Here is an 11,665-nt window from a genome sequence, read left to right on the forward strand (position 1 = left end):
TGTTGTTTCCCACGTCAGCGCGGGGAATCACCCGGCGAGAACCGGTTTCAACGCCTCGCCGACGGCGGTGACGTGGCCGGGGTGGTAGCCGTCGAGGCTCGTCACCGGGCTGAGGATGACGCCGGTGACACCCGCGTCGAACACCTTGGTCTTGATCTGCTCGGCGACCTGCTCGGCGGTGCCGTATACCGCCTGCTGCTTGAAGTCGTCGGGAATCAGGTCCTCGGTGATGCCGTCGCCGATGAGCGCGATGACCAGCATGCTCGTCTCGAGCGTGGCCGGATCGCGGCCGATCTCCTCGCAGCGCTCCTTGACCACGGCCAGCTTGCGGGGCAACTCGTCGAATCCCGCGATGATGTTCAAGTGGTCGAAGTGCTTGACTGCCAGCGGAATCGTCTTCTTCTCGCCGCTGCCACCGATCATCAGCGGGATGTGGTCGCGGAACCGGGGCTCGGCCATGGCCTCGACGGTGCGGTAGTACTTTCCGTTCACTGTGGGCCGCTCGCCCGCGAGCATCGGCAGGATGATCTCCAACGCCTCGCCGAGCTTGTTGAAGCGGTCGGTGAAAGTTCCGAACTCGTAGCCGAGCGAGTCGTGCTCGAGCTCGAACCAGCCGGTGCCGATGCCCAGAATCGCCCGACCCTGGCTGATCACGTCGAGTGTCGTGATCGCCTTGGCGAGCAGCGTGGGGTTGCGGTAGGTGTTGCCGGTTACCAACGTTCCGAGCTGCACGCGCTCGGTCGCGGTGGCCAGCGCGCCGAGGGCGGTGTACGCCTCGAGCATCGGCTGGTCGGGGGTTCCGAGGCCGGGCAGCTGATAGAAGTGGTCCATCACGAAGACGGAGTCGAAGCCCGCGGCTTCGGCTTCCTGAGCCTGCGCGATGACGGTGGGGAAAAGTTCGGTGACGCCGGTGCCGTAGGAGAAGTTGGGGATCTGGAGTCCGAGTTTGATGGTCACGCCTTCACGTAACCACAACTAACCGGAGCGGTCACCCCGCTTTAGCTACAGGCGAACGAAGGAATATTCAGCCGAAGTTCGCCAGCGCACCGTGACTGACATGCAGCGTTTGACCGGTGATGTGCCGGGCGGCCGGCGTGGTCAGGAACAATGCGAGTCGGCTGATCTCCTCGGCCACCGAAGGTGGCGACTGCGAGAGACCGTCGTAGCCGGGTTCGGCGTTCCGGCCCGACGCGACCGCGTTCACAGTGATGCCGCGGATGCCGAAGTGCTGAGCCTGCCCCGCCGTCCAGTCGGACACCGCGGCCTTGATGGCGGCCTCGGCACTGCCCTCGGCCGGGTGCTCGGGCACGACGGTGATGATCGAACCCCCCGACCGCAGGTGGTCACCCAGTATCTGCACGGTCAGGACGGCGGAAAGGATCGTCGAGTCGAGCGCATTGCGCCACGCCGTCGCCAGATCGGAGAGGGAGTACGTCCGCGGATCTCCGGCCTGCCAGCGTGGCGCGGGCACATTGACGATGGTGTCGAGGTGGTGCGGGAAGTGGTCCCGCGCCGTTTCCAGGTTCGCCGCATCGGTGTTGTCGAACACGATGGCGTCGACTTCGAGTTCTTTGGCGGCGACGTCCAGTTCGTCGCGGCGAGCGCCCGCGATCACGACCTGGTGGCCCGCGCTGCGAAAGGTCTCCGCGATCGTGCGTCCTAGGTCGGTGTCGCCTCCGGTGACAAGCACGTCCATCGCAAGGACCTCCTCTGTGTTCGACGCTGAACCCCAGCCCGTGCACCAAATGTTACTGGACAGTAGCTATAGGAAGAAACGCGGCACGCGCACACGGCACCACATCGCCGCCGAAGTGCCATAGGGTCGTGATCTGTGAAGCCCGTCGCGACGGTGACCACCTCGAAGGCCAGCGCGATTTCCGCAGTTCGCGCCTTGCCGTGAACCCGTCGGCCGTCCTCCCGCGGTGGATCTATGTCCCGGCCGCACTGGGGGCGCTGTTCGTCGCGGTTCCCCTCGTCGCGGTGGCCGCGAAGGTCGACTGGCCGCGATTCTGGTCCCTGATCACCAGCCCGGCATCGGTGTCCGCACTCGAGCTGAGTCTGCGTACCGCGACCGCCAGCACCGCGTTGTGCCTGATCCTGGGTGTGCCGATGGCCCTGGTGTTCGCCCGAAGCGATGCCCGGGTGGTAAGGATGACGCGGCCGCTGATCCTGCTCCCGCTGGTGCTTCCACCGGTGGTCGGGGGCATCGCGCTGCTGTACGCCTACGGCCGCCTCGGGCTGATCGGGCAGTACCTGGACGCAGCGGGCATCCAGATCGCCTTCACGACGACAGCGGTCGTGCTGGCGCAGACATTCGTGTCGCTGCCGTTCCTCGTCATCGCGCTGGAAGGCGCCGCCCGTACCGCGGGGACCGACTACGAGGTCGTCGCCGCGACCCTGGGCGCCCGGCCCACCGCAGTCTGGTGGCGGGTGTCCCTGCCGCTGCTGGCCCCAGGCCTGGTTTCCGGCGCGGTACTGGCATTCGCGCGATCGTTGGGCGAATTCGGCGCCACGCTCACGTTCGCCGGTTCGCGCGAGGGCGTCACCCGCACCCTTCCGCTGGAGATCTACCTACAGCGGGAGAGCGACGCGGACGCTGCGGTCGCGCTGTCTCTGCTCCTCGTCGTGGTCGCGGCCGTGGTGGTCATCGGGCTCGGTAGCAGGAGGTTGCGGGCGGGCGGCGCCAATGCGTGGTGAATCAGCGTGACGGACCTCAGTGTGCGCGCGGTTGTCGAGAGCCGCGGTGTGGATGTCGAATTCGTGGTGGACGCCGGCGAGGTACTCGCCGTCCTCGGTCCGAATGGCGCGGGTAAGTCGACGGCACTTCATGTGATCGCGGGTCTGGTGCGGCCCGACGACGGCGTCGTCCGCGTCGGCGATCGGGTGCTGACCGATACGGCCACGGGCACTCATGTCGCCACCCACGACCGCCAGGTCGGGCTGCTGATGCAGGATGCGCTGCTGTTCCCGCACCTGAGCGTGGTCGGCAACATCGCCTTCTCACCACGCAGCTCACGAGCGGATGCGGCGCGCTGGTTGGACGAGGTCGAGGCCTCCGACCTGGCCGATCGTATGCCCCGGCAGCTCTCGGGTGGGCAGGCGCAGCGCATCGCGTTGGCTCGCGCGCTGGCCGCCGAACCGGATGTGTTGCTGCTCGACGAACCCCTGGCCGGTCTGGACGTTGGAGCGGCCTCCGCGATGCGCAAACTGCTGGGCCGTGTTCTGGCGCGCGACGGCCGATCTGCGGTCCTGATCACCCACGATCTCGTGGACGTCCTCACCCTCGCCGACAAGGTACTTGTCCTCGAGGAGGGCAGAGTTGTCGAAAAGGGTTCCACCGCAGCGGTTTTGACTGCACCTCGCAGCAAGTTCGGCGCCCGCCTCGCCGGCGTCAACCTGGTGGCCGGCGCCGCGGGTCCGCAGGGCGTGTTGACGACGCCGTGGGGAGTTGCCTGGCATGGCGTCGCCGAACCCGACAGCGTCGAAGGGGCGTCTGCGGTGGCGCTGTTCTCGCCGGCCGCGGTCGCCGTGTATCGCGACAAGCCGCACGGCAGCCCGCGCAACACCGTCGCGGTGACTGTCGCCGAACTGGACATTCGCGGGCCCGCCATCCGCGTCCGCGCCGAGGAACAGCCGGACGGCGCACCGGGACTGGCCGCCGACATCACTGCCGATTCGGCCGCCGAGCTGCGGCTGGCACCGGGGGAGCGAGTCTATTTCTCGGTCAAGGCGCAGGAGGTCACGCTTCTCCCGAGCCCGTAACGACGCGGCTCGCCCATACGAATTACCAACTGGATTGCCTGTGAGAGCCGTCACCAACCGCCGCGAGCGCGCCCCGCGCCAGGTGTGCGGCCCAGTCGAAGCAGCAATCTATAAAATGCTGTCTACCTGCACCTTTTTAGGTTTCAGCAATGTCACAATTAAGCACATTTGGAGCAACTCGCACTTGCGTCACGGCGGTAACACGGTATTTTCTTCCCCATGGATGAGCGAGACGCGTTACGCGAACCCCGCAAGGGCCTCTCAAAGTCGCTGATGATCGCGGCGGTGACCGGTGCGACCGCGGTGGCGCTCACACTGCCTTCGATCGCGCAGGCGCAACCGGAGCCGACGCCGGCGCCGCCACCTCCGCCACCGACCGGCAACACGTTCATGCAGGGGCCGCCTCCTCCGCCAGGCGCGCCCGCGCCCCCGCCTCCCGGCGCCCCGGCGCCGCCACCTGCCCCGCCCGGAGCCCCCGCGCCGCCACCTCCGCCCGCGGACCCGAACGCGCCGCCACCGCCGGTGGATCCCAACGCGCCGCCGCCCGTCGACCCGGGCCGCGTCGAAAATGCCGCCGGCGGCCTGAGCTTCGTGGTCCCCGCCGGATGGAAGGTTTCAGATTCCACCCAGCTGTCTTACGGCCAAGCGTTGTTGACGAAGATCGCGCCTGAGGGAGCGGAGCCGCCGAACGATACGAGCGTGCTGCTCGGACGGCTCGATCTGAAGCTGTTCGCCGGCGCCGAGACCGACAACACGAAGGCGGCCCAGCGCCTGGCATCGGATATGGGCGAGTTCTTCATGCCCTTCCCCGGCACCCGCATGAACCAGGAGACTATTCCGCTCGACGCCAACGGCATGCCCGGCGTTGCCTCCTACTACGAGGTGAAGTTCACCGACGCCAACAAGCCCACGGGGCAGATCTGGGCCGGCGTGGTTGGTGAGCCGGTCGAACCTGGCACACCGCGCGGTCAGCGCACCCCGCAACGCTGGTTCGTCGTCTGGCTCGGAACCGAGACCAACCCGATCCCGAGGGACGAGGCCGTCACACTGGCGAACTCGATCCGGCCCTACGCCCCGCCGGTCGCTGTGCCTCCGCCGCCTGCGGATCCGAACGCTCCGCCTCCGCCGCCGGCCGATCCCAACGCTCCGCCTCCGCCGCCCGCGGATCCGAACGCTCCGCCTCCGCCACCTGCACCCGCGGGCGTCGGAGTCCCCGTGCCAGTGGCACCGGAGGCTGCGCCGGGGATGTTGCCGCCCGCCTGACAGGTCAGGACTGGCTGTAACGCAGGCACAACGCGATGTGACTGCGTCGTCGGGTCGGCCGGGCGAGTGAAGAGCGGCCATCGACCTTCGCGGTCGTCAATTTTGGTGACTTGATTCGCCGGTCGGCCTACGATCAGGAGTACAGCTGAGGTCGGGGATGGGTAAGGGAGCCTCCATGCTGAACTCGATTTGTCGTGCGACCGCCGGGGTGGCGGTGGTTCTTGCGTCGCTTACAGGTATCGCGCTGGTGTCGCCGGCGGTGGGAAGCGCAATTGAGTGCGGAGTAGGAACTCTTTACGACCCACCGACGAACACCTGCATCGCCGCGCCACTTCCGCCGCCCCCGCCGCCTCCACCTCCGCCGCCACCACCACCGCCGGCCTGGAACGGCGATCCGACGCCGTACTTCTCGGTGGGGATCTGCGCTCCTATCCCCTTCGTGTCGTTGTGCGCTGGTATCTGACCTTCCGCGGCTTCACCCAGGCGCCCATTTGAAGACTGCTGATCTTGACCGCGGTGGCCCTCGAATCGTTACCCACGTGCGGTATATCTCGAGTTGGCTCGGCGGTTGCGCTGAGCCACGGCCAGCGATAGGCGGGAGATCCTGATGGACATCATTGCGGCTAGTGAGTTCCTCGCAGAACGGTCGACGACGCTGACCAGCGTCGGCTGGATCGGCTACATCATCATCGGCGCGCTCGCGGGCTGGATCGCCGGAAAGATCGTGAAGGGCCGCGGATCCGGCATCCTGATGAACATCGTCGTCGGTGTCATCGGCGCCTTGATCGGCGGCTTCCTCCTGAGCTTCTGGTTCGACACCGCAGAGGGTGGATGGTGGTTCACCTTCTTCACCGCGATCCTCGGATCGGTCATTCTGCTGTGGCTCGTCGGTCTGGTGCAGAAAAAGACATAGCGTCACCATGAGGTGATGGGCACCCCGACGATGAAGGCATGGCGAGTTCACCGGCCGGGCCCGATGAGCAGTCGACCGTTGCAGGAAGTCACCGCCGACGTGCCACGGCCCGCGACGGGCGAGCTCCTCGTCGCCGTGCGGGCATGTGGCGTGTGCCGCACCGATCTTCACGTCACCGAGGGCGACCTGCCTGTGCATCGCCGCGGGGTGATCCCGGGCCACGAGGTAGTCGCCGAAGTGGTCGAAGTCGGTCCGGAAACAGACGGCGGCGAGTTCGCGGTCGGTGATCGAGTCGGTATCGCGTGGCTGCGGAACACGTGTGGCCACTGCAAATTCTGCACGAGCGGTAACGAAAACCTATGCCCGGAGTCTCGCTACACAGGATGGGACGCCGACGGGGGTTACGCCGAATTCGCCACTGTCCCAGCCGCTTACGCCCATCCGCTCCCAGATCGATATTCCGATGTGGAACTGGCACCGCTGCTGTGCGCGGGCATCATCGGCTATCGCGCACTGCTGCGCGCCGAACTGCCTGAAGGCGGAAGGCTGGGCATATACGGGTTCGGTGGAAGCGCACACCTGACCGCGCAGGTGGCGCTCGCGCAGGGCGCCGAGGTGCATGTGATGACCCGCGGCGAGAAGGCGAGAGAATTGGCATTGGCACTGGGCGCCGCGTCCGCACAGGGCGCCGCCGACAGTCCGCCGGTGGCGCTGGACTCCGCGATTCTCTTTGCGCCGGTGGGTGATCTGGTGTTGCCGGCTCTCGAGGCGCTCGATCGCGGCGGCACGCTGGCCGTCGCCGGTATTCACCTTTCCGACATTCCCGCGCTGAACTATCAGCGCCATCTCTTCCAGGAGCGTCAGTTGCGGTCGGTCGCCTCGAACACCCGCGCCGACGCCCGCGAATTTCTTGCCTTCGCCGGCCGTCATCACCTCGAGGTGACGACACCGCAGTACCCGCTGGACCGGGCCGCCGATGCGCTTGCCGATCTTGGCGCGGGCCATATTTCGGGCGCCGCGGTATTGGTGGTCTAGAGCGCGGCGAGGGCAGCGCCGAGCCGGCCCCGCAGATCGCCGCGCCCGTAACGATAGAGCGGTCCTGTTCCGTCGCCCAGGATCTGGCGCAACCGCGCCATCCCGCGCGCGCTCACCGGCCGCGGTGAATGCAATCGCAGTGTGATCGCATCGATGACGTCTTCGGCCGCGACGATGTTGGGGACGTTCAGTGGCACCCGAGACGACAGCAGGAGACCGCGGCCGCGGGCATCGGCGACCGTCGCACGCAGCGACCGTGCGATTGCCTCACGTTCGGCGGGCGACGTCAGCCGCGCCTCGTGGGCCGCGAGCGCGCTGCCCTCGGGTGCGGGCACACCGACGGCAAGAAGCCGGTCGTACCGGTCGGCCCTCAGTCGCGCGGTCAACCGTGACCGCAGCGACGGCCGTGGAAGCGCGTCGGCCTCTGCGGCGGGGCGGACATTGGCGGAACTGGAAAGAACATCGGCTGGAATCTTGTTGTCAGCCATGGATATCTACCTCTTTGCCGGATTGCGGCTTTGACCTTTCGTGTGACCTTCTAACACGCTACAACAGTCATGCATGACCAGTCAACTTGATATACCGGTCATGCAAGGGTTACAGTGAACTGTGGTTGCCGAACCGACTAGTTGGCTGGCCGACGCCGAATCCAAGCCGGCGCCCGGCCCGCTGCTTCGGGTTCAGGCGCTGGTCAACACAGTGGAGCTGCCTTCGGGGCCAGACCGCCTCGCCGATCTCGACGATGCCCGGCCGTGGTTGATCGACAACGAGCTGATGGCATCCGACGCTGCCCTCGATGGCGCGGATCTGCAGCTGCTGCGCGATGTCCGTGAGGCGCTGCGCGCCCTGCTTGTGCGCAACGGCGGTGGGCCCTCGCCGACCGACGCCGAGCTTGCGCCCCTTCGTGCGGTGGCCGCCGGCGGCGCCGCGCGCGCCGAGTTCGATGCCGACGGGCTCGTCCGACTCACGGCCGTCGGCGATTCCGTGGCCGAGCGCCTGGTCGGTGTGGTGTTGATCATTCGCGACGCACAACTCGACGGCAGCTGGGCACGCCTGAAGGTCTGCGCGAACGACGAATGCCGGTGGGCGTTCTACGACAGATCCCGCAACCACGGCGGCACCTGGTGCGAGATGTCCGCGTGCGGCAACAAGCTCAAGAACCGCGAATTCAGGGCACGGCGCAGAAAGGTGAATGGTTGACCGGCGAGGCGTCAGTCAGGTCGACAGATGCCACACCAGGGCGGCGGCGAGCGCGCCCAAACCGTTGAGCGACCAGTGCAAAGCGATCGGCGCGATCAGGCTTCCACTGCGCCGACGCAACCAGGTGAACACGAAACCGGCGAAGGCTGTCGCCGCCACCGCGAGAATCACGCCGGCGACCGTACCCAGCACGCCGCCCCCGAACAGGCGGGTGAAGCCAACGTTGCTGCTGGTCAAGCCGAATGAGGTCGCGATGTGCCACAGTCCGAAGAGCAGTGAGCCGGCCGCGGCGACGCCGCGCCAGCCCCAGGCGCGGTCCAGTGCGCCGTGCAATACGCCGCGAAATGCCAGCTCCTCGGGGATGACCGTCTGAAGCGGAATGATGATCATCGACGCGATCAGCGCGCCCGAGATCGTCGCGTAGTTATTGTTCATGAACATCGGCCGCGTCCACGGCAACAGTGCGCCGATCGCGATCACCGAGAGCACCAGCGCGACCGCGGCCAGGGCATAGCCCGCGCCTGTTTTCCAGTGTTCCCGGCCCAGGCCCAGCTCGGTCCAGCCCAGGCCGCGGGACCGCACAAGCAGCAGCAGTCCGACGGCGGCCGCGGGCACCGTCGCGATGCTGGCCCACGGGGTGGTGAAGTGCGCTATCAGGTTGGTGAGCGCGAGCACCACGACCACCACGGCGATATCCGCGTAGATCCGGAAATGATGAATTGCGGACAACTGTTCGATCAGCGGGTGCGGCTGCTCGGCTACGTCCGGCGGGCAGGAGCGCAGCGACCGGGGAATCGACAGCGCTTGATCGGACACAATTGTCGATTCTACCGGTGTTCGCTGAGTGCCTGCTGAGACAGCAAGACCCCTGACTATGGAAGACATCCGCGTGCGGGTGTTCGTAGCCGGTGGGTGAACAAGTCTCGCTCGTCGGGCACACCGTGATTTGCAGGCGTTTGATGGGTATTGGAAACCGACCGCGACGCCACAGGAGGACCATGCGATGACCACGCTGGCGCACAATTGGCATTCCGCTGAGCTGCACTCGCTGAGCGACGAGACGCTCGCCCAAATCGACGGTTGGTGGCGTGCTGCCAACTACCTGTCCGTGGGCCAGATCTATCTGCTGGCCAACCCGCTGCTGGAAACTCCACTGTCCCGCGACGACGTCAAACCCCGTCTGCTCGGCCACTGGGGGACCACGCCGGGTCTCAACTTCTTGTACGCACATCTCAACAGGGTCATCAAGGAGCGCGAGCAGTCGACCCTGTACGTCACCGGGCCCGGTCACGGCGGCCCCGGACTGGTCGCCAACGCCTACCTCGACGGCACCTACTCGGAGGTGTACTCCGATATCACCCAGGACACCGAGGGCATTCGGCGGTTGTTCCGCCAGTTCTCATTCCCCGGCGGCATCCCGTCGCACGTCGCACCTGAAACGCCGGGCTCGATCCACGAGGGTGGCGAACTCGGGTATGCGCTCTCGCACGCCTACGGCGCGGCGTTCGACAACCCGGACCTGCTGGTCGCGGCTGTCGTCGGGGACGGCGAGGCCGAGACCGGGGCCCTGGCGACGAGTTGGCATTCGAACAAGTTCGTCAACCCCGCCAAAGACGGTGTGGTGCTGCCGATCCTGCATCTCAACGGGTACAAGATCGCGAATCCGACGGTTCTGGCGCGCATATCTCAGGACGAACTTCGTAGCCTGATGATCGGTTACGGGCACCATCCGTACTTCTTCGAGGCGACCGAGGACGACGACATCGCCGATGTTCACCGGCGGTTCGCATCGCTGCTCGACGAGGTGCTCAACGAGATCTCGGAGATCAAGGCCAAGGCGTTTGAGCGTGACGAGCGGCGGCCGGCGTGGCCGATGATCGTCTTCCGCACACCCAAGGGGTGGACGGGACCCGACTACATCGACGGAAAGAAGACCACGGGATCCTGGCGCGCACACCAGGTTCCGTTGGCCAGCGCCCGCGACACTCCCGAGCACCTGCAGGTGCTGGCCGACTGGTTGGGCTCGTACCGGCCCGACGAGCTGTTCGACGATGACGGCAAACTCCGTTCCGCCATCGCCGAACTCGCACCTGAAGGCACGCTGCGAATGAGTGACAATCCACACGCCAACGGTGGAATGTTGTTGAAGGATCTGCGGCTTCCTGACTTCCGGAGGTTCGGCGTGGATGTGCCGGCCCCGGGTGCGACCATCGCCGAGGCGACCAAGGTGCTCGGTGAGTGGCTGACGGAAGTGATTCGGCTGAACCCCGACAACTTCCGGATATTCGGCCCCGACGAGACCGCGTCGAATCGTCTCCAGGCCGTATTCGATACAACCGCCAAACAGTGGAACGCCGACTTCGTCGGTCCGGAGGTGGATGAGCATCTCGCCCGAGCCGGGCGCGTCGTCGAGATGTTGTCCGAACACCAGTGCCAGGGTTGGCTCGAGGGATACCTGCTGACCGGCCGACACGGTCTGTTCAACTGCTACGAAGCCTTCATCCACATCGTCGACTCGATGGTCAATCAGCACGCGAAGTGGCTCAAGGTCACCAACCACATACCATGGCGCCGGCCCATCGCAAGCCTGAATTACCTTCTATCGAGCCATGTTTGGCGCCAGGACCACAACGGCTTCAGTCATCAGGACCCCGGCTTCATCGACCACGTGGTCAACAAGAAAGCCGAGATCGTCAGGGTCTACCTGCCGCCGGACGCGAACACCCTGCTGTCCACCTACGACCACTGCCTGCGTTCCCGGCAGTATGTGAACGTGGTGGTGGCGGGCAAGCAGCCCCACCCGAACTTCCTCACCATGGACGAGGCGATCGCGCATTGCACCAGAGGACTGGGCATCTGGGAATGGGCGGGCAGCGAGGAACTCGGCACGGACCCCGACGTCGTGATCTCGACCGCCGGTGACGTGCCGACGCTGGAGGGTCTCGCGGCGGTCGACATCCTCAGACAACACCTGCCGGACCTGAAGGTGCGCTTCGTCAACGTCGTCGACCTGATGCGCCTGCAGGACGACACCGAGCACCCGCATGGTCTGTCCAACCGCGCATTCGACGGGATCTTCACTCGGGACAAGCCGGTGATCTTCGCCTATCACGGTTATCCGTGGCTGATCCACCGGCTCATCTATCGCCGTGACGGCGCCAACAACGTGCATGTGCGCGGCTACAAGGAAGAGGGGACGACCACCACCCCCTTCGACATGGTCATGCTCAACGACCTCGATCGGTTCCACCTGGTGATGGACGTGATCGACCGCGTGCCGGCCCTGCGGTCGCGGTGTGCGACGCTGCGGCAGCGCATGGTCGACATGCGGATCACCGCCCGCGAATACACCCGCGAGCACGGCGATGATCTGCCCGAGGTGCGTGACTGGGTGTGGCCCGACGCGCGCGGGCTGGCGGGGCAGTCGAACCTCGATGCGACCTCGTCGACCGGAGGCGACAACGAGTAGTCGCGAATGCACGCATTACCCTG

The 11,665-nt window shown here is 66.2% G+C and carries 12 protein-coding genes; 8 read left to right on the forward strand and 4 right to left on the reverse strand.

Features of this window, described 5'->3' with window-relative positions; translation table 11 throughout:
• Nucleotides 1–27 precede the first annotated feature (27 nt).
• Both M1248_RS14175 and M1248_RS14180 read right to left on the reverse strand, forming a co-directional pair.
• Nucleotides 28–957: an LLM class F420-dependent oxidoreductase gene (locus M1248_RS14175; RefSeq protein WP_163728479.1), complete on the reverse strand. Its 930-nt coding sequence runs from the start codon at nucleotides 955–957 to the stop codon at nucleotides 28–30.
• Nucleotides 958–1,024: 67 nt separating this feature from the next.
• Nucleotides 1,025–1,696, reverse strand: a complete 672-nt coding sequence (locus M1248_RS14180) for an SDR family oxidoreductase (protein ID WP_163728477.1) — start codon at nucleotides 1,694–1,696, stop codon at nucleotides 1,025–1,027.
• 200 nt (nucleotides 1,697–1,896) lie between these two features.
• Between M1248_RS14180 and M1248_RS14185 the strand changes: the two genes are divergently transcribed.
• The 6 genes from M1248_RS14185 (at nucleotide 1,897) to M1248_RS14215 (ending at nucleotide 6,973) form a co-directional block, all read left to right on the forward strand.
• The gene (locus tag M1248_RS14185) at nucleotides 1,897–2,697 is read left to right on the forward strand and encodes an ABC transporter permease (RefSeq protein ID WP_163737182.1); all 801 of its coding nucleotides are present in this window, start codon (nucleotides 1,897–1,899) and stop codon (nucleotides 2,695–2,697) included.
• A gap of 6 nt (nucleotides 2,698–2,703) precedes the next feature.
• Nucleotides 2,704–3,762, forward strand: coding sequence for a sulfate/molybdate ABC transporter ATP-binding protein (locus M1248_RS33380; protein ID WP_163728474.1), 1,059 nt, complete (start codon nucleotides 2,704–2,706; stop codon nucleotides 3,760–3,762).
• A 219-nt stretch (nucleotides 3,763–3,981) separates the two neighbouring features.
• Complete coding sequence (locus M1248_RS14200; protein WP_163728471.1) at nucleotides 3,982–5,025, forward strand: alanine and proline-rich secreted protein Apa; 1,044 nt, start codon at nucleotides 3,982–3,984, stop codon at nucleotides 5,023–5,025.
• A 276-nt stretch (nucleotides 5,026–5,301) separates the two neighbouring features.
• Nucleotides 5,302–5,520 (forward strand): hypothetical protein, encoded by a 219-nt coding sequence (locus M1248_RS14205; RefSeq protein ID WP_174262035.1) that lies wholly within the window; start codon nucleotides 5,302–5,304, stop codon nucleotides 5,518–5,520.
• Nucleotides 5,521–5,632: 112 nt separating this feature from the next.
• Nucleotides 5,633–5,938, forward strand: coding sequence for a GlsB/YeaQ/YmgE family stress response membrane protein (locus tag M1248_RS14210; RefSeq protein ID WP_163728464.1), 306 nt, complete (start codon nucleotides 5,633–5,635; stop codon nucleotides 5,936–5,938).
• 15 nt (nucleotides 5,939–5,953) lie between these two features.
• Entirely contained in the window at nucleotides 5,954–6,973 is a 1,020-nt protein-coding gene (locus M1248_RS14215) for a zinc-binding alcohol dehydrogenase family protein (protein ID WP_163728461.1), read from the forward strand.
• On the opposite strand, the gene M1248_RS14220 is transcribed toward M1248_RS14215, so the two are convergent.
• A complete protein-coding gene (locus M1248_RS14220; protein WP_317148745.1) occupies nucleotides 6,970–7,461 on the reverse strand; it encodes a hypothetical protein in 492 nt (163 codons plus the stop codon). The genes M1248_RS14215 and M1248_RS14220 overlap by 4 nt on opposite strands.
• A 121-nt stretch (nucleotides 7,462–7,582) precedes the next feature.
• Here M1248_RS14220 and M1248_RS14225 point away from each other — a divergent pair, with 121 nt between their 5' ends.
• On the forward strand, nucleotides 7,583–8,173 hold the full coding sequence (locus M1248_RS14225; protein ID WP_317148746.1) for a CGNR zinc finger domain-containing protein: 591 nt from the start codon (nucleotides 7,583–7,585) through the stop codon (nucleotides 8,171–8,173).
• 15 nt (nucleotides 8,174–8,188) lie between these two features.
• On the opposite strand, the gene M1248_RS14230 is transcribed toward M1248_RS14225, so the two are convergent.
• The gene (locus M1248_RS14230; RefSeq protein ID WP_163737180.1) at nucleotides 8,189–8,956 is read right to left on the reverse strand and encodes a CPBP family intramembrane glutamic endopeptidase; all 768 of its coding nucleotides are present in this window, start codon (nucleotides 8,954–8,956) and stop codon (nucleotides 8,189–8,191) included.
• A gap of 220 nt (nucleotides 8,957–9,176) precedes the next feature.
• Between M1248_RS14230 and M1248_RS14235 the strand changes: the two genes are divergently transcribed.
• Nucleotides 9,177–11,642: a phosphoketolase gene (locus M1248_RS14235; RefSeq protein ID WP_163728453.1), complete on the forward strand. Its 2,466-nt coding sequence runs from the start codon at nucleotides 9,177–9,179 to the stop codon at nucleotides 11,640–11,642.
• Nucleotides 11,643–11,665 lie beyond the last annotated feature (23 nt).

It is taken from the genome of Mycobacterium sp. 29Ha, from assembly GCF_032883055.1.
In the GTDB taxonomy this organism is placed as follows: domain Bacteria; phylum Actinomycetota; class Actinomycetes; order Mycobacteriales; family Mycobacteriaceae; genus Mycobacterium; species Mycobacterium gallinarum.